Genomic DNA, 21,718 nt, shown 5'->3' on the forward strand with positions numbered 1-21,718 from the left:
CCTCATGCGTGCTCGCCGTTCCCTCGTCGCCGTCAGCGTCGCGGCCCTTGCCGCGCTCTCTCTCGCCGCCTGTGGCCGCTCCGCCCCGGACGTCGCCGCGTACGTCGGCGACACCCGGTATTCCGTCGACCGGGTCGACGCGATCTACGAGGACGCGCAGCGGCAGTACGCGGACGCCGTCCGTAGCCAGGCGCCGCAGACGCCGTCGCCGGCGGAGCTGCGGTCCCCGGTGACCCGGCAGGACGTGCTGAACCTGCTGGTCGCGATCGACCTGGGCAAGCGCGTGGCGGCCGACAAGGGCCTCCAGGTCACCGACCAGATCTCCCCGGAGCAGATCCAGCAGGCGCTCCGCATGCCGGCGACCACCGAGTACACGAAGCTGTGGGGCGAGTGGGTCGACCTCTCCGGCACGCTCCAGCAGAGCCTGCCCCCGGCCGACCTCAGCGACGAGTCCCTGATGGCCGTCTACCACGCCATCGAGAAGACCGGGGCGATCCAGCCGGGCCTGACCGTCGACCAGGTCCGGCAGGCGTTCGGCGAGGCCGGGTTCGTCCGTACCGCCACCGCGCTCAGCAGCGCGCTGCAGGAGCAGTCCGAGAAGTCGGACGTCCGCGTCAACCCCCGATTCGGCGTGACGGGCGTGCCGTCGCTGGTCAACACCGGCCAGTCGTTCGTCTTCTACTCCCTGCCGTACGTCGACCAGGACGGCCCGGTCACCGACATCTCGACGCCGGAGGCGCCGGCCGGTGACTCGCCGGCTCCCGGAGCCGTATGACCGCCCGGATCGTCCTGCTCGTCACCTCACCCCGGCTGCCCGCCGGCCTGCTGACCTCGGCCGCCTGGGACGCCGTACGCTCCGCGCCGGTCCTCGCCGGTGCGGAGAGCGAGCTGACCCGGGCGGTCCGGATGGCCGGCGCCGAGGTGAGCGTGGTGACCGAGGGCGCGACCCAGGCGCTGCTCGACGCCGCCGCCGCGCACGGCGGCGCGGTGTGGCTGGCCGGCCCGGCCGGGGACGAGACGCTGGCCCGTGAGCTGGGGCTGCGGCTGGCCCGCGAGCCCGGCCTGGCCGAGCTGGAGCTGATGTACGGCTCGTGGGATCCACCCGGCGCCCGGCTGCTCGACGCGGTAGAGGTGATGGACCGGCTGGCCTCCCCGGGTGGCGATCCGTGGAAGCGGGCGCAGACCCACCGCACCCTGGCCGGTTTCCTGCTGGAGGAGTGCTACGAGGCGTACGACGCGATCAGCGCCGACGACACCGACGCGCTCCGCGAGGAACTGGGCGACGTGCTGCTCCAGGTGCTGCTGCACGCCCGGCTGGCGGAGAACCTGCCGGACGGCAAGAGCTGGACCGTCGACGACGTCGCGGGCACGCTGGTCGACAAGATGGTGCGGCGCAACCCGCACGTGTTCTCCGGCGAGCCGGCCGGCTCGATCGAGGAGATCGAGGCGAACTGGGAACGGATCAAGCGGGCCGAGAAGACCCGCGAATCGGTGCTGGACGGCATCGCGCTGAGCCAGCCCGCGCTCTCGCTGGCCGCGAAGGTCCTGGACCGGGCCGGCCGGGTCGGCCTCGCCGTACCGCCGCCGCTGGCCGAGTCGCAGGTCGACCCGGAGGCCCGGCTCGGCGCGAGCCTGCTGGCCACTGTCGCCGCCGCCCGCCAGGCCGGCATCGACCCCGAGGCCGCGCTGCGGCGGGCCACCTTGGCGTACGCCGAAGCGATCCGAGCCGCCGAACGCACCACCCCCAACCACCCCACCTGACCAAAGCCCTCCCCGCCCCGCGATCTTGCACTTGTGGCCCCATGGATGTCGCGAATGCCCCATCCATCGGGGCACAAAGTGCAAGATCGCCGCAGATGGCTGTCCCGCCTCCCGGTAGGCGAGATAGCAGTCCACATCCCGGACTCCGCTGGAGATCTTGGTAGGAAAGGGCCCCTATGGGGGCCGTTTCGTACCAAGATCCACGGCCCGCCTGGGGTGTGGCGCTCGCGGCGGTGATCAAGGAGTTTGTGTCGGGATTGGACGCTGACGGGGACACAAACTCCTTGATCAACGCGGGGAAGCGGCGCGGGGAGGCGACGCGGGGAGGCGGCGCGAGGTGGCGGCGCGGGGAGGAGGGAGGGAAGGGGGCGGTCGGTAGGGTCGGGGGATGGAGACGTTTGGGCCGCTGGCGGAGCGGATCGTGGAGGCGTTGCTGGAGAGCCGGCCCGGGTTGGCCACCTCCGCCGGGGACCACCGGTACGACGACCGGCTGCCCGATCTCTCCGCCGACGCCCTCGCCGTCGACCAGGCGATGCTGAAGGATGCGGCCGACGCGCTCGCGGAGATCGACCCGGACGCGCTCGACCCGGCGGAGAGCGTCGACCACGCGCTGCTCTCCAGTCTCGTCGACCGGGGTCTGTTCGAGGCCACCGAGATCCGCAGTCACGAGTGGGATCCGCTGCGCCACAATCCGGGGCCGCTGCTGCACGCCCTGCTGGCCCGGCCCTTCGCCCCGGCCGAGGAGCGCCTGATCAGCCTGGCCGGGCGTCTGTCGGCCGTACCCGATGCGCTGTCGACGGCGCGCGCGACGCTGCGGGACATGCCGCGGGTCCACGCGGAGACGGCGGTCGGGCAGTTCACCGGCACGGCGGCGCTGATCCGCGACGAGGTGCCCGGGCTGCTGGCCGAGGCGCCGGCGCTGCGCGACCGGGTCGGCCCGGCGGCCACCGAGGCGATCGCCGCGCTGGAGGAGTTCGTGGCCTGGCTGCGGCAGGGCCTGGCCGCCGATGCCGGCCCGGGGCGTGACCCGCGGCTGGGCCGGCGGCGGTGGGAGGCGCGGCTGTGGCACACGCTCGACACCGAGCTGAGCGCCGCCGAGGTGCAGCGCCGCGCCTGGGCCAACCTCGACCGGGTCACCGAGGAGATCCGCGCGGCGTCGGTCGAGCTGGTCGGTGGTCCCGCCGACGACGAGACGGTACGCCGGGCGCTGGACCTGCTCGCCGCCGAGCACCCGGACGACGCCACGATCGTCGACCTCGCCTCGGTCACGCTGGACGAGGCGAGTGACTTCGTCCGCCACCACGACCTGGTCAGCATGGTCAGCGACCCGTGCGTGATCCAGGAGATGCCGGAGTTCGCGCGGGGCGTGGCGGTGGCGTACTGCGACTCGCCGGGTCCGCTGGAGACGGCCGACGTACCGACGTTCTACTGCATCTCGCCCACCCCGGCGGACTGGCCGGCGCAGCGGGTCGAGTCGTTCTACCGCGAGTACAACGACCACATGATCCGCAACCTGACCGTGCACGAGGCGATGCCCGGGCACTTCCTCCAGCTCGCACACGCCCGGCGCTACGACGGCCCGACGCGGGTACGCGCGCTCACCGAGTCGGGCGTGTTCGTCGAGGGCTGGGCGGTCTACGCCGAGGAGCTGATGGCCGGGCTCGGCTTCGGCGGGCTGCCGGTGCGGTTGCAGCAGCTCAAGATGCAGCTCCGGATGACCATCAACGCGCTGCTGGACCAGCTCGTGCACTGCGACGACCTGCCCGAGTCCGAGGCGATGGCGTTGATGACCGGGCGCGGCTTCCAGGAGGAGGGCGAGGCGGCCGGCAAGTGGCGACGGGCGTTGCTCACCTCGACCCAGCTCTCCACGTACTTCGTCGGCTACAGCGAGATGGCCGACATCGCCGCCGCCCGGCCGGACGGTGTGCCGCTGCGCGACTGGCACGACGCCATGCTGGCGCACGACTGCCCGCCGCCGCGCCACCTGCGGACGCTGCTGAGGGTGTGAGGGTCACCGCCGGGCGGCGACCGCGTCGATCAGCCAGCGCGACAGCGAGTACGCGGGCGGCAGCTCGGCGGGCAGCGCGTCGGCCGGGAACCAGCGCGCCTCGGTCAGTTCGGTGCCGTCGGCAAGCGGTTCGGCGGCCGGGTCGGTCACCTCGGCGGTGAAACCGGCGAGCAGCGTGCCCGGCCCGGACAGCGCCCACGGCTGGCTGTCCACGTACACCGGTCGCCGGAGTGTCAGGCCGACCTCCTCGGCGACCTCGCGGTGCACCGCCGCCTCCAGCGACTCGCCCGCCTCGACGAACCCGGCGACGAGCGCCCACAACCCGGTCGGCCCCTGCGCGTGGCGGACCAGCAGCAGTTCGTCGGCGCCACCGGCCGGGCCGGGGCGGGTGATCGCGGTCAGCACCGCGACGGACAGCGGCACGAACACGGTCAGTGCGCAGTCCGGGCAGCGCCGCGCGGTCTCGCCCGGCACGTCGGCCAGCTCGGCCCGGCACGCGCCGCACCACCTGTGCGTACGCCGCCAGGTGACCACGGCGAGCGCCCGCCCGGCCAGGTCGGTGCGGGGTACCGGTAGTTCGGCGGCGAGGCCGCGCCAGCTGCGCCACCGGCCGGGCAGCGACTCCGGGTCGGTCACCTCGGCCGCCCACGCCGGAATGCCGTCGAGCGTGCCGATCGGGGTCCAGGCGAGGTCGCCGGGCAGCGCGCCGATCCGCAGCGGCTGCTCGTCCGGGCCGGTCAGCAGCTTCCGGCCGGCCACCGGCAGCGCCAGGTCGTCGGGCCGCGGCGGCCGCCCGTGATCGGCCGCGGGCAGGAATCCGATGCCCGGCGGGCGAGCGACAACGGCCCGAGTCCCGGCGCCGGACGAGGAACCGTCGGTGGCCCGACCTCCGGCACCGGATGCGGAACCTGCGGGCAGGGTCACGACGTGGACGGGCGGCGGTCCACCACGCCGGCGCCGTCCGGCACGGCGAACGCGGCGGCCTCGACGCTCTCGGTGTAGCGGCTCAGCGTCACCTCGGCGGGCTTGCCGTCGAGCGTGCCGGAGAAGCTGGCCAGCACGCCCTCGTTCGTCACGCAGGCGGTGAAGCGCTCCCCGTCGTGGGTGACGTCGACGCAGGTGGCGTGGCGACCGGCGAGCGTGGTGTCGCTCTGCTCGATGACCGCCTCCGGGGCCAGCGCAGCGTCGGTGAGCAGCCGGATCACCGCGGGCGGCGTGACCAGGCCCTGCTTGCGCGCCTCGTCGTAGACGATCACTGACGGCTTCCCGGCGGTGAGCACGGGCGGCGAGACGGTGCAGGAGGTACGGGCGGCGGTGCTGGCGCACCGGGTCACCGACTCCTGGGTCACCGTGATCTTGCCGCCGGGCCAGGTGTACGTGGACCGCAGCGGCTTCTTGGTCTGCGCGATCGAGGCGGTCCGGCCGCCGTCGATCTGGTAGTCGGCGGCCCAGGTCTGCTCCAGCGCCCGGTCCATCCGCGCGGCGAGGTCGTTGACCAGGTCGGCGCGACCGAGCGCGACGTTCGCGTCGTCCAGGGCCTGACAGCCGGTGACCGAGAGCGACGCGATGACCGAGGCGGCGAGCACGCGGAGAGTCGTCGAGGCGGCAGGCATGATGCCCAGCCTTGTCGATCGACGCAACGTCTCGCAAACCGGTTGCCGGTTGACGACCGGTAATCCGGGAATGTCCGTCTCAGCAAGCGCCTCGGGGGCCGCCCCGAGCGGGGTGCGGCAGGGCGGGGACCGATACGCTGCGTTCAACACCTGCCTCAGCCGCACCGTCGCGGCCCATACGGACCGGAACCACACAAACGAGGAGCGACTCAGTGGCAACCATCGAGGGAATCGTCGCCCGGGAGATCCTGGACTCGCGGGGCAACCCGACGGTCGAGGTCGAGGTCGGGCTCGACGACGGCACGATCGCCCGCGCCGCGGTGCCGTCCGGCGCCTCCACCGGCGCCTTCGAGGCGGTCGAGCTGCGCGACGGTGACAAGGATCGCTACCTGGGCAAGGGTGTCGAGAAGGCGGTCGCCAACATCGAGGACCGGATCGTCGACCAGCTCATCGGCTACGAGGCCAGCGAGCAGCGGCTGATCGACCAGAAGATGCTCGACATCGACGGCTCGGACAACAAGGGCGAGCTGGGCGCGAACGCCATCCTCGGTGTCTCCCTGGCCGTGGCCAAGGCCGCCGCGGGCAGCGCTGAGCTCAGCCTGTTCCGCTACCTGGGCGGCCCGAACGCGCACCTGCTCCCGGTGCCGATGATGAACATCCTCAACGGTGGCGCGCACGCCGACTCCAACGTCGACATCCAGGAGTTCATGATCGCGCCGATCGGCGCGCCGACGTTCCGGGACGCGCTCCGCTCGGGCGCCGAGGTCTACCACGCGCTGAAGTCGGTGCTGAAGAAGAAGGACCTGTCGACCGGCCTGGGCGACGAGGGCGGCTTCGCCCCGAACCTGCCCACCAACGCCGCCGCGCTCGACCTGATCGCCGAGGCGGTGGAGAAGGCCGGCTACCGGCTGGGCACCGACATCGTCTTCGCGCTCGACGTGGCCGCCACCGAGTTCTTCGACAACGGCACCTACACGTTCGAGGGCAGCGCCAAGAGCGCCGAGGAGATGAGCAACTACTACACCAAGCTCGCCGGCGACTACCCGATCGTGTCGATCGAGGACCCGCTGGCCGAGGACGACTGGAGCGGCTGGGCCACCCTCACCGCCGCGCTCGGCGACCGCATCCAGATCGTCGGCGACGACCTGTTCGTGACCAACCCGCAGCGCATCGCCCGGGGCATCGCCGAGCAGGCCGCCAACGCGGTGCTCGTCAAGGTCAACCAGATCGGCTCGCTCACCGAGACGCTCGACGCCGTCGACCTGGCCCACCGGGCCGGATTCAAGTGCATGATGAGCCACCGCTCCGGCGAGACCGAGGACACCACCATCGCCGACCTGGCCGTCGCCACCGGCTGCGGGCAGATCAAGACCGGCGCACCGGCCCGCTCGGACCGGGTGGCCAAGTACAACCAGCTCCTGCGGATCGAGGAGGAGCTGGCAGACGCGGCGCGGTACGCCGGTGCCGGCGCGTTCCCGCGCTACCGTTCGGCCTGAGCGAGACGCTCCGGGGGAGGGGTGTGACGATGCAGCAGCGCCGCACACCGGGTGGCCAGCGGCCCGCCCGCCGGCCGGGTCAGCCCGGCCGGGCGGGCGGTGCCCGGGTCCGGTCCACGGCACGCGACAACGGCGTCCGCGCGGAGGCGCGCGCCGCCGGCCGGTCACCCGGCGCGTCTCGTGCCACCGACGGCGTACGCTCCGCGAGCCGCCCCGCCGCGGCCCGGCGTACCGCCGCCGGTGGCCCGGTCAAGCGGCTCACCGCACCCCAACCCCGGCGCTTCACCGGGCGCGCCACAGTGCTGTTCGCGGTGCTGATCGCGCTCGCGCTGGCGTACACCTATCCGGTCCGGGTCTACCTGGACCAGCAGGCCGACATCGAGCGGATGGAGGCGGCGCAGGCCGCCCAGCGGGCCGAGATCGACCGGCTCACCGCCGAGGCGGCCAAGTGGCAGGATCCGGAGTACGTCAAGACGCAGGCCCGGGAGCGGTTCTTCATGGGCAAGCCGGGCGAGACGCTGCTCGTGGTGCTCTCCGACCCGGAGGGCGCCGCGAAGGACGCCGGCAAGGGCGCGAAGCCGGGGGCGCCGAAGCCGCCCGAGCCCTGGTACGACACCCTGTGGGGGAGCGTGCGGGCGGCCAACGCCGAGCGCCCCGACAAGTGAGCTTTGATTCGAGAGGCACTTCCTTGAGCGTCGTACCACCGCAGGAGCCGGCGGCGGACTCCGTACCCCCGCCGGAACGCCAGCCGGCCACCGAGGCCGACCTGGCCGCGGTGGCCGCGCAGCTCGGACGCCCCCCTCGCGGTACCCGCGCGGTGGCCCACAGGTGTCCCTGCGGCCTGCCCGACGTGGTGGAGACGACGCCCCGGCTGGCCGACGGCACGCCGTTCCCGACGCTGTTCTACCTGACCTGCCCGCGCGCCACGGCGGCGTGCAGCCGGCTGGAGTCGGCCGGGCTGATGAAGGAGATGGCCGAGCGGCTCGCCGAGGATCCGGAGCTGGCGGCGCGGTACCGGGCGGCGCACGAGGACTACCTGACCCGCCGGGAGGCGATCGGGGAGGTGCCGGAGATCGCCGGTATCTCGGCCGGTGGCATGCCGGGGCGGGTGAAGTGCCTGCACGTGCACCTCGGGCACGCGCTCGCGGCCGGGCCGGGGGTCAACCCGTTCGGTGACGAGACGCTGGCGCTGGTGGAGAAGTGGTGGGCGGCCGGCCCCTGCGTGGACGTGCCCGCGGTCCAGTGAGATGAGCGCCGACGAGATCACGGTCCGCCGGGCCCGCACCACCGACGTACGCGGCATTCGGCGACTGGTGGACACCTACACCGACGACCGTCGGCTGCTCAGCAAGGCGACTGTGACGCTGTACGAGGACGTGCAGGAGTTCCGCGTCGCGGTGACGTCGGACGGCGCCGTGGTCGGTTGCGGCGCGCTGCACGTCATGTGGGAGGACCTGGCCGAGATCCGGACGGTGGCGGTCGACCCGTCCTGCCGGGGCCACCGGATCGGGCACCGGATCGTCGGTGAGCTGATCGACGCGGCGCGGGAGCTGGGCATCGCCCGGATCTTCGTGCTGACGTTCGAGACCGGCTTCTTCGGCTCGTTCGGCTTCCGCGAGATCGACGGCGCACCCGTCCCGCAGCCCGTCTACGAGCAGCTCCTGCGCTCGTACGACGAGGGTGTGGCCGAGTTCCTGGACCTGGAGCGCGTCAAGCCCAACACCCTGGGCAACACCCGCATGCTGCTGCGCCTCTGACCGTGCGCGGGCTGCCGTAGGGTGGGCGCCGTGAGTGCGCGCGTGGCAGCCATCGACTGCGGGACCAACTCGATCCGACTGCTGATCGCCGACCTGCCGGAAGCGTCGGCCGGGGACTCGGCGCCGCTGCGCGACGTCAGCCGGAGGATGGAGATCGTCCGGCTGGGGCAGGGCGTCGACCAGACCGGCATGCTCGCCCCGGAGGCGATCGAGCGGACCCGGGTGGCGCTTGCCGACTACGCAGCCGAGATCGAGAAGTCCGGCGTCGAGCGGGTACGCATGTGCGCCACCTCGGCCTCCCGCGACGCCTCCAACGCCGCCGACTTCCGCGCCATGGTCGAGCGCACGCTCGGCGTACCGCCCGAGGTGGTGACCGGCGACGAGGAGGCACGGCTGTCGTTCACCGGCGCGGTGCGCGGCCTGCCCGCCGACGCCGAACCGCCGTACCTCGTGGTCGACATCGGTGGCGGCTCGACCGAGTTCGTCGTCGGCACCCGCGCCGAGGGTGTGCGCGGCGCGATCTCGGTGGACATCGGCTGCGTCCGGATGACCGAACGGCACCTGCACGGCGACCCGCCGAGCCCGGCGCAGATCGCCGCCGCCGAGGCGGACATCGCCGCGGCCGTCGACCGCGCGCTCGCCGCCGTGCCCGGCCGCGAGGCCGCCACGCTGGTCGGGCTCGCCGGTTCGGTCACCACTGTGGTCGCCCTGGCCGAAGGGCTCCGGGAGTACGACCCCAGCCGCATCCACCACGCCCGGATCTCGTACGAGCAGGTGGCCGAGGTGACCGCCGACCTGCTCGGCAAGAGCAGCGAGCAGCGGCTGGCGTACCCGGTGATGCACCCGGGGCGGGCCGACGTGATCGGCGCGGGCGCGCTGGTGCTGCGAGTGATCATGGAGCGGGCCGGTATGCCCTCGGTGGTCGCGTCCGAGCACGACATCCTCGACGGCATCGCCTGGAGCCTCGCCTAGCCCCTCTGGCTGCGTTTCCCGGCGGTGATCAAGGAGTTTGTGTCCGGTCGGGGCGCCCGTGAGGACGCCAACCCCTTGGTCGACGAGGAGGGCGGGGCGCTAGTCCGTCGCCAGGTCGGCCGCCGCCGGCTTGCTGCGCGCCAAACCGAATCCGGCCGACCTGTTCGACCGTTTCATCGGGTGGACCGCTCGCCTGCTGGTGCTGTGTCGTTGACGGTAGTGCGCATTGCGCACTAGTGTGTTGAGCGTGGATACCACGCAGCTCCTCAAGGGCGTGCTCGACCTGGCGGTGCTCGCCGTGCTCAAGGACGAGGACGGGTACGGCTACGACATCCTGCGGCGGCTGCGCGAGGCCGGCCTCACCGAGGTCGGCGACGCCTCGGTCTACGGCACGCTGCGCCGGCTGTTCGCCGCAGGTCTGCTCACCACGTACGTGGTGCCGAGCGAGTCCGGGCCGCACCGCAAGTACTACTCGCTGAACACCGCCGGGCGCGACCAGCTCACCCGCTCCGGCAAGACCTGGCGCTCGTTCGCCACCACCATGGACGCACTGCTCGACGATCGGGGGATGGCGGCATGACCGTCACTGGGCAGGAGATCACGGACTACGTCGACCGGGTACGCGCGGCGCTCGCCGACCTGCCGCCCGGGGTCCGCGACGAGCTGACCGAGGACCTGCCGGAACACCTCGCCGAGGTGGCCGCCGAGGGCGAGGGCGCGCTCGTGGACCGGCTGGGCACCCCCGAGGCGTACGCGGCCGAGCTGCGTGCCGCCGCCGGCGCCGGGGAGGGGCGGCGACCGGCGCGCTTCCACCGGCTGGCCGAGGCGCGGGAGCGGGCGGCCACGCAGATCCGCCTGCTGGACCGCCAGCTCGGCCCGGTGCTCGGGCACGAGACGGTGAGCGACTTCCTGCGTCCGCTGCGCCCCGCCTGGTGGCTGGTCCGCGGCTGGCTGGCCGCCCTGGTCGTGGCCTGGATGGTGGACGGCCGGTCCGGCCTGGTGCCCCGGCTGGGCGGCAACACCTCCATGGGTCTGCTGCTGCTCATCGGCGCGCTCGTCGCGTCCATGTGGTGGGGGCGGCGCTCGGCCGGGATCATCGGGTGGCGGCGACAACTGCACCAGATCGCCACCGCCGCGCTGCTGCTGTTCTCCTTCGCCGTGCTGGTTCAGGTGGACGAGCGCGCCGACACCGACGTCTACAACGGGTACGAGCAGACGTCTGTGGACCACCGGTACGAACGGATCGAGGACGTCTTCGTCTACGACCAGCAGGGGCGGCTGATCCGCGACGCGCAGCTGTTCGACCAGAACGGCGTGCCGATCCGGCTCGGCTGGCCGAACTGCCTCGACTCGTCCGGCGCGGTGCCCGCACCCCGCAACGCCTACCCGTACTGCCCGGAGCTGGCACCGTTCGGCGCACCGGGCTCGCCGTCGATCGCCCCGCCCGCACCCGCGCCCACGGACAGCGGCACCCCGACCCCGACCCCGACGCCCGCCGCGCCCGCGCCCACCACCAGCGCTTCCCCGGAACCCACGTCAACGCGTTAGAGCACGCTCGACCCCGCGAGATCTTGGTAGGAAACGGCCCTCACAGGGGCCGGAATCCTCCAAGATCTCGCGCGGCCGCGCTACGGGACGTCCGGCGGTCGTCTGTGAGGTCGACAGGAGGTGAATGCCACTGTTGTTCCGTCTTCCCCGGGCCGGTGACCGCGTGGCACGCTACCGGCACGTAGCAGCCAACTGGGCGACCAGCCAATGATGACTGACCGCTAGGAGGACGGGCCCATGGGCGAGATGGTGAGCTTCACCGGCAACGGGGGGACGAGCGAGGGGTATCTCGCGATACCCTCCGGCGGTGCGGCCAGCCCGGCGGTCATCGTCATCCAGGACTGGTGGGGACTGGTGCCCCACGTCCGGGCCGTGGTCGACCGCTTCGCCGAGGCCGGCTTCGTCGCCCTCGCGCCGGACTTCCGGCACGGCGGGCCGGCCGTGAAGCCGACCGAGCCGCGGCTGATGCTGAACAGCTCCCAGATGGACGAGGCGGCGAGCGACATCGCGGCTGCCGCCGAATACCTGGCGAGCCGGTCGGAGGTCACCGGCAAGGTGGGCTGTGCCGGGTTCTGCGCGGGCGCCAGCCTGGCCCTGTGGTCCGGCACGTCCTCCGAGCGCATCGTGGCCACCGCCGGGTTCTACCCGCGACTGCCCTGGGAGGGCATGGCCACCGACTGGGCCGACTATGCGGGGAAGGCGGCGCTCATCCACTGCTCCGAGGCCGACGGCCTGTCCGTCGCCGACGGGGTGCAGAGCGTACGCCGGTCCATCGAGTCCGCCGGCGGCACCTGCCAGACGTTCGACTACCCGGGCACCGCGCACGCGTTCTTCAACGAGGACCGGCCGGAGCACTTCGACCAGCGGGCCGCCGCCACCGCCTGGGCCCGCACGCTGGAACTGTTCCGGGCGAAGCTTGGCTGAGTCGCGTACCCCGCAGGACGTGGTCGCCCGCGCGGCGCGGGCGGCCGACCTGGCCGACCTCGACGGCGCGGTCAGCGACTGTTTCGCCTGCCCGCGCCTGGTGGCGTGGCGGGAGGAGGTCGCCCGGGTCAAGCGCGCCGCGTTCCGCGACCAGGACTACTGGGGACGGCCGGTGCCCGGCCTCGGTCCGCAGGACGCGCGCATCGCGATCCTCGGCCTGGCGCCGGCGGCGCACGGCGGCAACCGCACCGGCCGGATCTTCACCGGCGACCGGTCCGGTGACGTGCTCTTCGCGGCGCTGCACCGAGCCGGGCTGGCCAACCAGCCGACGAGCGTCTCCGCCGACGACGGCCTGACGCTGCGTGACACCCGCATCTTCGCGGCCGTGCGCTGCGCGCCGCCGGACAACAAACCCACCCCGGCGGAGCGGGACACCTGCGCGCCGTGGCTGCACCGCGAGGTCGAGTTGATCCGACCCACGCTGCGCGTCGTGGTCGCGCTGGGTGCGTTCGCGTGGGCCGCGTGGTGGCCGGTGCTACGCCAGGTGTACGGGCAGCGACCGCCCACTCCGCGACCGGCGTTCGGTCATGGGGCACACTGGTCCGGCGAGTCGGTGCCGGCGTTGCTGGGCTGCTATCACGTCAGCCAGCAGAACACCTTCACCGGACGGCTCACACCGGCGATGCTGGACGACGTGTTCACCCGGGCGAAGGACCTGGCCGGGGTGGACTGAGGAGCACCTGGGACGGTGGGATGGATTTCGGCGTACTGCGCAGGTGGTGGCCGGTCGCCGCGGTGACTGTGCTGCTCGCGCTCGCCGCGTTCGCCGCCGGTCACTCCGCCATCGGGGCCAGCCGGATCCCGCCCGCCGCCGACACCATCCCGTACGTGCCGGAGTACCCGTCGCCCGAGGCGGTGCCGTCGTACCCGGTCGAACCCCGCGACGTCGGTGAGTCCACGTCGGGCGGTGTGCCCGACTGGCTGGCCACCGCCGCCGTGGCGTTGCTGTTCGCGGCGGTGCTGGGCGCGATCGGGTACGTCCTGTGGAACGTGCTCCGGGGCGCGCTGCGGCGTACGACTCGCGCGGTGCCGGTGCGGCGCTCCCGGCGTACCGCCGAGGGGACCGCCCGCGAGGTGGTGGCCGCGCTCGACGCCGGACTCGTCGAACTGGACGACCGCTCGACCGACCCGCGGACCGCTGTGATCGCCTGCTGGGTACGCCTGGAGGAGGCCGCCGAGGACGCGGGCGTACCCCGGCAGACCGGTGACACTCCGACCGACCTGGTCGCCCGGCTGCTGCAGGGCGACCCGGAGGCCGGCATCCCGGCGATCGCCAGCGCCGACGTGCTCGACGGTTTCGCGCACGTCTACCGGGAGGCCCGCTACGCCACGCACACAGTCGACGAGCGCACCCGGGACCAGGCCCGCGACGCGCTACGGCGGCTGCGCGGCGAGCTGACCAGCCTGGCGGGGGAGACGCCGTGAGCACGAGCATCGACGACCTGCTCTCGTTCGGCGAGGAGCCGGCCGGGGAGGCCGAGCGTCCGTCCGGTGGTGGCCGGGCTCGCGCGCTGCTGCGTACCGCGGCGGTCACCGCCGCCGTCGTCGTGGTGGTGTTGGTCGGGCTGCGCGCGGTCGGCCTGAAGGTGCCGATCTGGATCATCGTGGCGGGGGTGGTCGCCGTGCTCGCCGTGCGCCGGGTCACCACCGCTCTCTCGCCCCCGCCGCCGCCCCGCGCCGGTTCCCGGGCGCCCGCAGGTGAGGAGCCGGGCACCTGGAACTGGTCCGCCCGGGACGCGCTGCGTACCGCGATCAACGGTTGGGAACGGCCGCTGGACTGGTCCGCCGACAACCGGGAGCGGTTCACCGAGCGCATCCTGCCCCGCCTCGGTGAGCTGGCCGACGAACGGCTGCGCCAGCATCACGGCGTTACCCGTGAGTCCGACCCGGCCCGCGCCCGGGCGGTGCTCGGCGAGCCACTGTGGACGTTCCTCGCCACCCCCGTCCGCCGCCCTCCGTCGCCGCGCGACCTCGCGGCGATCGTCGCCGAACTGGAGAAGATCTGATGAACGACGTGGACCGGAGCATGCCCCCCGCCGAGGTGGGCCGGCTCGCCCGGGCCGTCCTGGACGCGGTCGGCACCGTCGTGGTCGGCAAGCGCGACGCGCTGGAGCTGGTGCTGGCCGGCATCCTCGCCGGTGGTCACGTGCTGCTGGAGGATCTGCCCGGTCTGGGCAAGACGCTCACCGCGCGCTGCTTCGCGCAGGCGCTCGGGCTGGACTTCCGGCGGCTCCAGTTCACGCCGGACCTGCTGCCCGCCGACGTGACCGGCTCGTTCCTCTACGACCAGAGCAGCGGCGACTTCGCCTTCCGGGCCGGGCCGGTGTTCACCAACCTGCTGCTCGCCGACGAGATCAACCGGACGCCGCCGAAGACGCAGTCGGCGCTGCTGGAGGCGATGCAGGAGAAGCAGGTCTCGGTGGAGGGCGTGACCTACCGGCTGGACGAGCCGTTCCACGTGCTCGCCACCGCCAACCCCATCGAGTACGAGGGCACGTACCCGCTGCCGGAGGCGCAGCTCGACCGGTTCCTGCTGCGGGTGTCGTTCGGCTACCCCACCCACGACGAGGAGTGGGACGTGCTGCGCCGCCGGATCGCCCGCCGCCGCGAGGAGGCGGAGATCAAGCCGGTGGTGGACGCCGCCACCCTGCGCGCCATGCAGGCCGCGCTGGAGGACGTGGTGGTGGAGGACTCGGTCGGCCGGTACATCGTGGCGCTCACCTCGGCCACCCGGGAACACCCGTCGGTGCTCGTCGGCGCGTCCCCGCGCGGCTCGCTGGCGCTGCTGCTGCTGTCCCGGGTACGGGCGGTGCTCGCCAACCGCGACTACGTCGTTCCGGAGGACGTCAAGGAGGTGGCGGCGCCCGCGCTGGCGCACCGGATCACGCTGCGGCCGGAGATGTGGCTGCGCCGCGTCGACCCGTCGTTCGTGGTCGGCGAGGTGCTGGAGTCCACGCCCGCCCCGGCCAGCGGCGCGCTGCCCAGCTACGCCGCCGGACGCTGATGGACCGGGCCGACGCGGCGAACGGCTGGGCGCCCACCTGGGCGCTCGGCCGGGCCGTGCTGCTCACCGGTGTGCTGCTCGTCGCCGCCGTCCTGCTCGGCCGCATCGACCTGGTGGTGCTCGCGACGCCGTTCGCGCTCGGGACCGCGTACGCGCTGCGCCGCCGCCCCGCCGCGCTGCCCGAGCTCGAACTCGCTGTCGGGGACACCCACCTGGTCGAGGGCGCGCCGCTGGCCGCCACCGTCGCGGTGGCCAACCCCGATCTGGTCGGGTACGACCTGGCGGTGGTCCGGACCCGGATGTCGCGTTGGCTGCGGGTGGAGCAGGTCGGCTTCGGCGGCGCCGGGCTGGACGTGAGCCGCTCCGGCGGCGCGGACCGCCCGTTCGTCACCTCCGTACCCCGGGGCAGCGCCGTCGACCTGGAGCTGACCGGCACCGCCCTGCGGTGGGGACGGCACCCGATCGGCCCGGCCGGGGTCCGCGTCGCCGCCGCCGACGGGCTGCTGGTCTCCCGCGCGGTGATCACCGAGCCGATCCGGGCCCGGGTCTATCCGCGTACCGAGCCGTTCGACGCGGTCGAGGCGATGCCCCGGGCCGCCGGGCTGGTCGGCGCGCACCGCTCGCGGCGGCCGGGCGAGGGCGGCGAGCTGGCCGGCGTACGCGTCTTCGCACCCGGCGACCGGCTGCGACGGATCGACTGGCGGGTGTCGCTGCGGGCCCGTCAACTGCACGTCGCCGCGACGCTCTCGGACCGGGACGCCGAGGTGGTGGTGCTGCTGGACGTGCTCGCCGAGGCGGGCCGCTCCGGCGGCGTGAACGGGACCGCGTCGGTGCTGGACACCACGGTCCGGGCCGCCGCCGCGATCGCCGAGCACTACCTGCACCGCGGCGACCGGGTGTCGATGCTGGAATACGGACCGGCCGCCCGCCGGCTGCGTCCGGCCACCGGGCGGCGGCAGTACCTGACCGTGCTGGAGTGGCTGCTCGACGTACAGGCCGAGTCGTCCCCGCACGAGCCGTACGACCAGGTCTTCGGTCCGCAGGTGCTCTCCTCCGACGCGCTCGTGGTGGTGCTCACCCCGCTGCTCGACGAGCGGTCCGCGCAGATGCTGGCCCGGCTGGCCCGTGGCGGGCGCTTCGTGGTGGCGGTGGACACGCTGCCGGGCGAGCTGTCGATGCCGAAGGAACGGGGCTGGGCCGAGGTCGCGTACCGGCTGTGGCGGCTGGACCGGGACACGATGATCGGCCAGCTCCGCGAGCACGGGGTGCCGGTGGTGCGCTGGGCCGGCGCCGGCAGCCTCGACGAGGTGCTGCGCGACGTGTCCCGGCTGGCGACCGCCCCGAAGGCGGGGTTGCGGTGAGCGCGAGGAACGAAAGGGCAGCCCGGTGAATGCGGTCGTGGAGCGGGTGCGGGCGCTGCGGTACGCCGCCGCCCGGGTCAGCCTGCTGCCGCTGCTCGTACGCGGCGGCATCTTCCTCGTCGTGCTGGCGGGCTTCCTGCTCGCGTACCCGGTGCAGGCCCTGACCGCGCGCTCGCTGCTGGCCCTGACGGTGGCCGCGGTGCTGCCGGCGGTCGGGCCGCGCCGGATCTGGCCGACGTTCACCGCGCTCGTGACTGTCGGCGGCTGGCTGCTGGCCACGCTCGGCTTCGACCGGCCGCCGGCGCTGTGGCGGCTGCTCGCCGTGGCGACGCTGCTCTACCTGGCGCACTCGCTCTGCGCGCTCGCCGCCCTGCTGCCCTACGACGGGCTGATCGACCCGGACGTGGTGCTGCGGTGGCTGGGCCGCGCGGGCGGCGTGGTGCTCGGCAGTGCCGTGCTCGGCGTGGTGCTGGCGTGGCTCGGGGGAGTGGGCGGTACGGACGGCTCACAGGTCGCGACAGTCGTGGGACTCCTGGTGGCGGTGGGGCTGAGCGCGCTGCTGGGCTGGCTGCTCCGGCGCAGGTGACGCGGCGCTTCGGGGACGTTGCGCAGGTCACACGGGTTGTGCTCCGTCACAGAAGGGGGTCTCGCGCGGGATTACCCGAAGCACCCGGGGAAAGATAGATGACGTGAACCCGAAGCGGATCCTTGTCGTGGGTGCCGGTCACGTGGGCCTGTACGCCGCTCTGCGCCTGTCCAAGAAGCTGAGCAGGCGTGAGGCCGAGGTCATCGTCGTCGACCCGCAGCCGCACATGACGTACCAGCCGTTCCTCCCGGAGGCATCGGCGGGCAACATCTCCCCTCGGCACGCTGTGGTGCCGCTGCGGCGGGAGTTGCGTAAGTGCACCGTGGTGGCGGGCACCGTCACCCGGATCGACCACGACCGCATGACCGCCGTGGTGCAGCCGATCAGCGGCCCGGCCCGGGAGATCCGGTACGACCACGTGGTCGTCGCCCCCGGCTCGGTCTCCCGCACCCTGCCGATCCCCGGCCTGCACGAGAACGGCATCGGGTTCAAGACCATCGGCGAGGCCATCTTCCTGCGCAACCACGTGCTGGACCGGCTCGACGTGGCGGCCTCCACCACCGACCCGGCGGTCCGCAGCCGCGCGCTGACGTTCGTCTTCGTGGGCGGCGGCTACGCGGGCATCGAGGCGCTCGCCGAGATGGAGGACATGGCCCGTGACGCGCTGCGCTACTACCCGGAGCTGAAGCCGGAGGACATGCGCTGGGTGCTCGTCGAGGCGACCCAGCGGGTGCTGCCCGAGGTCGACCGGGACATGGGCGCCTACACGGTGCAGCAGCTGATGAAGCGGGACATGGACATCCGCCTGGACACCCGGCTGGAGTCCTGCGTCGACGGTGTGGTGAAGCTCTCCGACGGCGACAGCTTCCCGTCCGACACCATCGTCTGGACCGCCGGTGTGAAGCCGTCGCCGATGCTCGACGCGACGGACTTCCCGCGTGACGAGCGTCGCCGGGTCACCTGCCGGCCGACGCTGCAGATCGTGGACGGCGACCGGGTGGTCGAGGGCGCGTGGAGCGCCGGCGACTGCGCCGCCGTGCCGGACCTCACCAAGGAGCCGGGCAACTTCTGCTCCCCGAGCGCCCAGCACGCGGTGCGGCAGGCGGCGCGGATGGCCGACAACATCGCGAACGTGATCCGTGGGCGCGAGCCGGTCGACTACAAGCACAAGCACGCCGGCAGCGTGGCGAGCCTCGGCCTGCACAAGGGCGTGGCGCAGGTCTACGGCATCAAGATGACCGGCTGGCCGGCCTGGTTCATGCACCGGACGTACCACATGTCGCGGATCCCCTCGTTCAACCGCAAGGTGCGCGTGGTGGTCGACTGGACGCTGGCGTTCTTCCTCAAGCGTGAGGTGGTCGCGCTGGGCCAGCTGCACGACCCGCGCGAGGAGTTCGCCGAGGCGTCCGCCCCGCCGGTCGCCGCGCGCGTCTGACGCCTTTCGCGAAAGGGCCCTTCCCGTACGGGAAGGGCCCTTTCGCCGTGTCCGGGCTCCGAACCGCTGCCCGGCCTCAGAACCGCCAGGTCCAGGCGTCGGCGAGCCGCACCCCCGGCCGCCCGTAGAGCTGCTCCAGGGTCCGGCGCAGCATCTCCGCGTGTGGCGTGTCGTCGGTCACCGCGACGCACGACGCGTGCCAGAACTCGACGTCCCGGGCGGCCTGGCGGCGTTGCCGGTCACCGACCGCCGGCGCCACGCCGCGGCGGGCCACGTCGGCGAGCAGGCCCGAGGTGGGCCGCTGCCAGGTGCCCATGGTGGCCGAGCCGTCCGGGCCGTACGGGCCGATGAAGAAGCCCTCCGGCATGGCGAAGGCGACACCGGTGGCGGTGGCCCAGCGCATCGGCCAGGGATCCTGCGGGGTGGCGGTGGGCACCGGCACCAGCACCCCGCCGGGGCGTACGCACTGCCGCCAGTGGCCGCCGGTGACGAACTCGGGCAGCGGCGGCCGGTCCATCGTGGGCAGCGGGGTGGGGAAGACGCTGAGCAGCGCCGCGCCGACCGCGAACGGGACGACCCGGCGGGCCCGGCCGGACTCGCCGAGCGCCCGGTGCACGGCGAGCGTGAGCACGGAGCCGGCGAGCGGCAGCACCGCCAGCGCGAAACGCGTCGGCAGCGCGCCGTCCACCACCGGCAGCCCGGCCAGCAGCGCGTACGGGCCGGGAATCCCGGTCCGCTCACCACCGGCCACCACCTCCGGGCCGAGCGCCAGCGCGGCCATCGCCAGCGCGGCGGCCACGAGCGCCACCACCGGGGCGCGACGGCCCAGCCAGACCGCGCAGCCCACGGCGACCAGCAGCAGCGGCCAGCCCAGGAACGTGGTGAACTCGGCCGGGCCGGTGGTGAGCCGCACCGCCTCCGGGCTGCCGAACACCGACAGCGCGGAGAGGCGGGTCCAGGCGACCAGGTCGGCGGAGAAGTAGGCGGGCGGGAACATCCCGTCGGCGACGCCCTGCGGGCCGGCGAACTGCACCCACAGCGGGTACGCCAGCACCGGCAGCGCCAGCCCGGCGGCGGCGAGCAGCCCACCGGCGAAGCCGGAACCGGCCCGGCGCAGCAGGTCCCGGTCGGCCAGCCCGTACGCGACAGCGGTCACCGCCAGGGTGAGCGCGGCGAGGAAGAGCACCTCCTCGCCGACGAACACCTGCACGGTGACGACCCCGGCGAGTCCGACCGCGGAGGAGGCCGTCCGGCGGCCGTCCGGGCCGCCCGGGCGACCGGCCGGATCGGCGGCGCGCAGCAGCCGGACCACGAGCCAGACCAGCACCGGGACCAGCCACTGCGCGGTCATGTGCAGGTGGCCGTTGCTCTGCGAGACCATGCCCGGCCCGAAGCCGCAGAGCGCCGAGCCCAGCCCGGCCGCGAGCCGGCGGGCCCGCAGGACGCGGGTGAACAGCAGGTACCAGGCGAGCGCCGTACCGGCCATGTTCGCGGCGACGAGCAGAGCGAACGTCGCGGACGCCCCGAACGCCAGCGTGACCGGGGCGAACAGCACGCCGAGCGCGACGACCGATGTGTTCGCCATCAGGTTGACCCCGTCCGGCGAGTTCAGCCGGCCGGTGACCAGGCTCAGCTCACCGCGCAGGGCACGAGCGTCCAGCGCCAGGAACCACTCGTACAGCGTCTGGTCGGCCGGGTTGAGCGCGAGCACCCGTGTGCCGGGCGCCGGCCAGAGGCCGTGGGTGAGCCAGGCGGCGAGCGCGACGAACGCCACCCCGACGAGCAGGTCCGCGCGGTGCCGCCGGAGGGCGGCCGTCACCCGCCGCGTGACCGCCGCCGGGCGGACCGCCCGGGCGTGATCGGGCCCGGGTGCCGTGCGGGCGGCGCTGGTCACAGCCTCGACCATAACGGCCGCACCCGTCGGGGTACGCCGCGTCGCGGCCGAGCCGCTACGGTGAGATCTGCACCGCCGCGTGTCGACGCGCCGGTGTCACCCGCCCGGGTGGTGGAACGGCAGACACGGCCGCCTTAAAAGCGGCTGCCGCAAGGCGTGCGGGTTCGACCCCCGCCCCGGGCACACGACAGCTCCCTGCCACGCTCACGAGCGGTTCGTCGCGGCCCGCCGCATGACCGGCTCGGGTCAGCGGCGGGCCGGCAACGGGTTCACCGCAGGCGAGGCGGGTCCTCATCCCTGGTCTTCCCGGCCGGGTCGTTCCCTGCCGGGTCGGCCGGGACGTCGTCGCGCCAGACCAGCACCGCCGTTCTGTCGTCGTGCGATCCCTGCCGCCGGTAGCGCAGAGTTTCGCCGACGCCGAACGGCAGATGTGGTACCTGCCACTGCCCGCCCAGCCACTCCCGGAGCGTGCCGGAGTGGCGCAGGTCGTTTGCCAGCCCGTCGGTGCCGAGGACCACCACGGCGGCCGGGAGCAGCTCGGCCACCTCGATGTCCTCCTCTGCCTGGTAGGGCATCGACGCCGTCACCAGGTTGAGCGGGCCGGTTTCGGCCGGGAAGGCCTCGGTGAAGACGCCGGCCCGGAGAGTGAACGCGGACACGTCACCGATCCGGGCGACGACGCAGCCACGCTCCGAGAACACCGCGACCGCGCCGACGCAACCCGCCGTCCTGGGGTCGATGCCGTACGCCTCCCGGACCTTCTGTTCCATTCGTTCGCTCGCCCGGACGAGTAGGCGAGTCGCGTCCGCCTCGGTCGGCTCGTCGGCCTCGGCTCCGGCCGCCGCGATCAGCACCGACTCGACGAACAGGTGCGCGCCCAGCTGCGAGTACGGCTTGGAGCCCAGACCGTCGGCGACGGCCACGTACAGCCGGCCGGACTCGCCGAGCATGAAGTTGTAGGCGTCCTGCCGCGGTTGCCCGGACTGGAGGTGACCCACGCCGATCATCGACGCGCCGGCCACCTGGTAGTCGCCGGCCACGATCCCGTCCAGGGCGATCGCGGGTGGGCGCAGGGTGAGGCCGGCCTTGAGCTGACCGTGCTGCACGCCGGCGACCCGCCCGATCACCGGGGCCGCCGACGGCAGGTCGGCGGGCCTCGGCTCCTCCTCCGGGAGGGGCGCCGGCTGTACCGGAACCGGTTGTTCCGGTGCCGAGGGTGGCTCGGACGGGGTGAGGTCCGGCTCGGCCGGTGCCTCGCCTCCGCCCCACAGGCGGGCGAACGGGAGGGGCATGCCGGCC

Annotated in this window: 22 protein-coding genes and 1 tRNA gene; 19 read left to right on the plus strand and 4 right to left on the minus strand. The window is 73.6% G+C overall.

Annotated elements, in window-relative coordinates:
• The first annotated feature begins 4 nt into the window (after positions 1-4).
• The 3 genes from GA0070562_RS05325 to GA0070562_RS05335 all read left to right on the plus strand — a co-directional run bounded on the left by GA0070562_RS05325 (position 5) and on the right by GA0070562_RS05335 (position 3,769).
• Positions 5-775 carry a SurA N-terminal domain-containing protein gene (locus GA0070562_RS05325; RefSeq protein ID WP_091415824.1) on the plus strand — a complete coding sequence of 257 codons (771 nt, stop codon included), beginning with the start codon at positions 5-7 and terminating at the stop codon, positions 773-775.
• A complete protein-coding gene (locus GA0070562_RS05330; RefSeq protein ID WP_091415826.1) occupies positions 772-1,761 on the plus strand; it encodes a nucleoside triphosphate pyrophosphohydrolase in 990 nt (329 codons plus the stop codon). Before GA0070562_RS05325 ends, GA0070562_RS05330 begins: the two co-directional genes overlap by 4 nt.
• A gap of 388 nt (positions 1,762-2,149) precedes the next feature.
• On the plus strand, positions 2,150-3,769 hold the full coding sequence (locus GA0070562_RS05335) for a DUF885 domain-containing protein (protein ID WP_091415830.1): 1,620 nt from the start codon (positions 2,150-2,152) through the stop codon (positions 3,767-3,769).
• A 3-nt stretch (positions 3,770-3,772) separates the two neighbouring features.
• Here GA0070562_RS05335 and GA0070562_RS05340 read toward each other — a convergent pair whose 3' ends face one another.
• Positions 3,773-4,528: an NAD(+) diphosphatase gene (locus tag GA0070562_RS05340; protein WP_254663726.1), complete on the minus strand. Its 756-nt coding sequence runs from the start codon at positions 4,526-4,528 to the stop codon at positions 3,773-3,775.
• 161 nt (positions 4,529-4,689) lie between these two features.
• Positions 4,690-5,382 (minus strand): hypothetical protein, encoded by a 693-nt coding sequence (locus GA0070562_RS05345; protein ID WP_091415833.1) that lies wholly within the window; start codon positions 5,380-5,382, stop codon positions 4,690-4,692.
• Between the two features lie 212 nt (positions 5,383-5,594).
• Between GA0070562_RS05345 and eno the strand changes: the two genes are divergently transcribed.
• From eno to GA0070562_RS05420, 15 genes are all read left to right on the plus strand, one after another.
• Positions 5,595-6,878 (plus strand): phosphopyruvate hydratase, encoded by a 1,284-nt coding sequence (gene eno / locus GA0070562_RS05350; protein WP_091415836.1) that lies wholly within the window; start codon positions 5,595-5,597, stop codon positions 6,876-6,878.
• 29 nt (positions 6,879-6,907) lie between these two features.
• On the plus strand, positions 6,908-7,543 hold the full coding sequence (locus GA0070562_RS05355; protein ID WP_091416251.1) for an FtsB family cell division protein: 636 nt from the start codon (positions 6,908-6,910) through the stop codon (positions 7,541-7,543).
• A gap of 23 nt (positions 7,544-7,566) precedes the next feature.
• On the plus strand, positions 7,567-8,124 hold the full coding sequence (locus GA0070562_RS05360) for a DUF501 domain-containing protein (RefSeq protein WP_013284095.1): 558 nt from the start codon (positions 7,567-7,569) through the stop codon (positions 8,122-8,124).
• Position 8,125: 1 nt separating this feature from the next.
• The gene (locus GA0070562_RS05365) at positions 8,126-8,635 is read left to right on the plus strand and encodes an amino-acid N-acetyltransferase (RefSeq protein ID WP_091415839.1); all 510 of its coding nucleotides are present in this window, start codon (positions 8,126-8,128) and stop codon (positions 8,633-8,635) included.
• 42 nt (positions 8,636-8,677) lie between these two features.
• Entirely contained in the window at positions 8,678-9,607 is a 930-nt protein-coding gene (locus tag GA0070562_RS05370; protein ID WP_091415841.1) for a Ppx/GppA phosphatase family protein, read from the plus strand.
• A gap of 247 nt (positions 9,608-9,854) precedes the next feature.
• Entirely contained in the window at positions 9,855-10,187 is a 333-nt protein-coding gene (locus tag GA0070562_RS05375; RefSeq protein WP_041798804.1) for a PadR family transcriptional regulator, read from the plus strand.
• On the plus strand, positions 10,184-11,155 hold the full coding sequence (locus GA0070562_RS05380; RefSeq protein WP_091415844.1) for an HAAS signaling domain-containing protein: 972 nt from the start codon (positions 10,184-10,186) through the stop codon (positions 11,153-11,155). The genes GA0070562_RS05375 and GA0070562_RS05380 overlap by 4 nt, the downstream gene beginning before the upstream one ends.
• 237 nt (positions 11,156-11,392) lie before the next feature.
• Positions 11,393-12,079: a dienelactone hydrolase family protein gene (locus GA0070562_RS05385; RefSeq protein WP_091415847.1), complete on the plus strand. Its 687-nt coding sequence runs from the start codon at positions 11,393-11,395 to the stop codon at positions 12,077-12,079.
• Between the two features lie 19 nt (positions 12,080-12,098).
• Positions 12,099-12,812 carry a uracil-DNA glycosylase gene (locus GA0070562_RS05390; RefSeq protein WP_091415851.1) on the plus strand — a complete coding sequence of 238 codons (714 nt, stop codon included), beginning with the start codon at positions 12,099-12,101 and terminating at the stop codon, positions 12,810-12,812.
• Between the two features lie 20 nt (positions 12,813-12,832).
• Positions 12,833-13,564, plus strand: coding sequence for a DUF4129 domain-containing protein (locus GA0070562_RS05395; RefSeq protein ID WP_091415854.1), 732 nt, complete (start codon positions 12,833-12,835; stop codon positions 13,562-13,564).
• Positions 13,561-14,145: a hypothetical protein gene (locus GA0070562_RS05400; protein WP_091415857.1), complete on the plus strand. Its 585-nt coding sequence runs from the start codon at positions 13,561-13,563 to the stop codon at positions 14,143-14,145. The genes GA0070562_RS05395 and GA0070562_RS05400 overlap by 4 nt, the downstream gene beginning before the upstream one ends.
• Positions 14,145-15,143 (plus strand): AAA family ATPase, encoded by a 999-nt coding sequence (locus GA0070562_RS05405; RefSeq protein WP_091415860.1) that lies wholly within the window; start codon positions 14,145-14,147, stop codon positions 15,141-15,143. The genes GA0070562_RS05400 and GA0070562_RS05405 overlap by 1 nt, the downstream gene beginning before the upstream one ends.
• Entirely contained in the window at positions 15,143-16,504 is a 1,362-nt protein-coding gene (locus GA0070562_RS05410; RefSeq protein WP_091415864.1) for a DUF58 domain-containing protein, read from the plus strand. Before GA0070562_RS05405 ends, GA0070562_RS05410 begins: the two co-directional genes overlap by 1 nt.
• Before the next feature lie 25 nt (positions 16,505-16,529).
• Positions 16,530-17,090 (plus strand): hypothetical protein, encoded by a 561-nt coding sequence (locus GA0070562_RS05415; RefSeq protein WP_091415867.1) that lies wholly within the window; start codon positions 16,530-16,532, stop codon positions 17,088-17,090.
• Between the two features lie 103 nt (positions 17,091-17,193).
• Positions 17,194-18,525, plus strand: coding sequence for an NAD(P)/FAD-dependent oxidoreductase (locus GA0070562_RS05420; RefSeq protein ID WP_047891391.1), 1,332 nt, complete (start codon positions 17,194-17,196; stop codon positions 18,523-18,525).
• A 76-nt stretch (positions 18,526-18,601) separates the two neighbouring features.
• On the opposite strand, the gene GA0070562_RS05425 is transcribed toward GA0070562_RS05420, so the two are convergent.
• Entirely contained in the window at positions 18,602-20,431 is a 1,830-nt protein-coding gene (locus GA0070562_RS05425; RefSeq protein ID WP_091415870.1) for a hypothetical protein, read from the minus strand.
• A 90-nt stretch (positions 20,432-20,521) separates the two neighbouring features.
• On the opposite strand from GA0070562_RS05425, the gene GA0070562_RS05430 reads away from it, so the two are divergent.
• Positions 20,522-20,602: transfer RNA gene (locus GA0070562_RS05430), tRNA-Leu, on the plus strand.
• An 86-nt stretch (positions 20,603-20,688) separates the two neighbouring features.
• Here the strand turns inward: GA0070562_RS05430 and GA0070562_RS05435 are convergent.
• Positions 20,689-21,711, minus strand: coding sequence for a protein phosphatase 2C domain-containing protein (locus GA0070562_RS05435; protein ID WP_091415873.1), 1,023 nt, complete (start codon positions 21,709-21,711; stop codon positions 20,689-20,691).
• Positions 21,712-21,718: the final 7 nt, after the last annotated feature.

It is taken from the genome of Micromonospora tulbaghiae (genome assembly GCF_900091605.1).
In the GTDB taxonomy this organism is placed as follows: domain Bacteria; phylum Actinomycetota; class Actinomycetes; order Mycobacteriales; family Micromonosporaceae; genus Micromonospora; species Micromonospora tulbaghiae.

Excerpts from the sequence above, each read along its gene's own strand:
- GA0070562_RS05325 (WP_091415824.1), top strand. The coding sequence starts at position 5 with ATGCGTGCTCGCCGTTCCCTCGTCGCCGTCAGCGTCGCGGCCCTTGCC.
- GA0070562_RS05330 (WP_091415826.1), top strand. The coding sequence starts at position 772 with ATGACCGCCCGGATCGTCCTGCTCGTCACCTCACCCCGGCTGCCCGCC.
- GA0070562_RS05335 (WP_091415830.1), top strand. The coding sequence starts at position 2,150 with ATGGAGACGTTTGGGCCGCTGGCGGAGCGGATCGTGGAGGCGTTGCTG.
- GA0070562_RS05345 (WP_091415833.1), bottom strand. The coding sequence starts at position 5,382 with ATGCCTGCCGCCTCGACGACTCTCCGCGTGCTCGCCGCCTCGGTCATC.
- GA0070562_RS05355 (WP_091416251.1), top strand. The coding sequence starts at position 6,908 with ATGCAGCAGCGCCGCACACCGGGTGGCCAGCGGCCCGCCCGCCGGCCG.
- GA0070562_RS05365 (WP_091415839.1), top strand. The coding sequence starts at position 8,126 with ATGAGCGCCGACGAGATCACGGTCCGCCGGGCCCGCACCACCGACGTA.
- GA0070562_RS05380 (WP_091415844.1), top strand. The coding sequence starts at position 10,184 with ATGACCGTCACTGGGCAGGAGATCACGGACTACGTCGACCGGGTACGC.
- GA0070562_RS05385 (WP_091415847.1), top strand. The coding sequence starts at position 11,393 with ATGGGCGAGATGGTGAGCTTCACCGGCAACGGGGGGACGAGCGAGGGG.
- GA0070562_RS05395 (WP_091415854.1), top strand. The coding sequence starts at position 12,833 with ATGGATTTCGGCGTACTGCGCAGGTGGTGGCCGGTCGCCGCGGTGACT.
- GA0070562_RS05405 (WP_091415860.1), top strand. The coding sequence starts at position 14,145 with ATGAACGACGTGGACCGGAGCATGCCCCCCGCCGAGGTGGGCCGGCTC.
- GA0070562_RS05410 (WP_091415864.1), top strand. The coding sequence starts at position 15,143 with ATGGACCGGGCCGACGCGGCGAACGGCTGGGCGCCCACCTGGGCGCTC.
- GA0070562_RS05425 (WP_091415870.1), bottom strand. The coding sequence starts at position 20,431 with ATGGTCGAGGCTGTGACCAGCGCCGCCCGCACGGCACCCGGGCCCGAT.
- GA0070562_RS05435 (WP_091415873.1), bottom strand. The coding sequence starts at position 21,711 with ATGCCCCTCCCGTTCGCCCGCCTGTGGGGCGGAGGCGAGGCACCGGCC.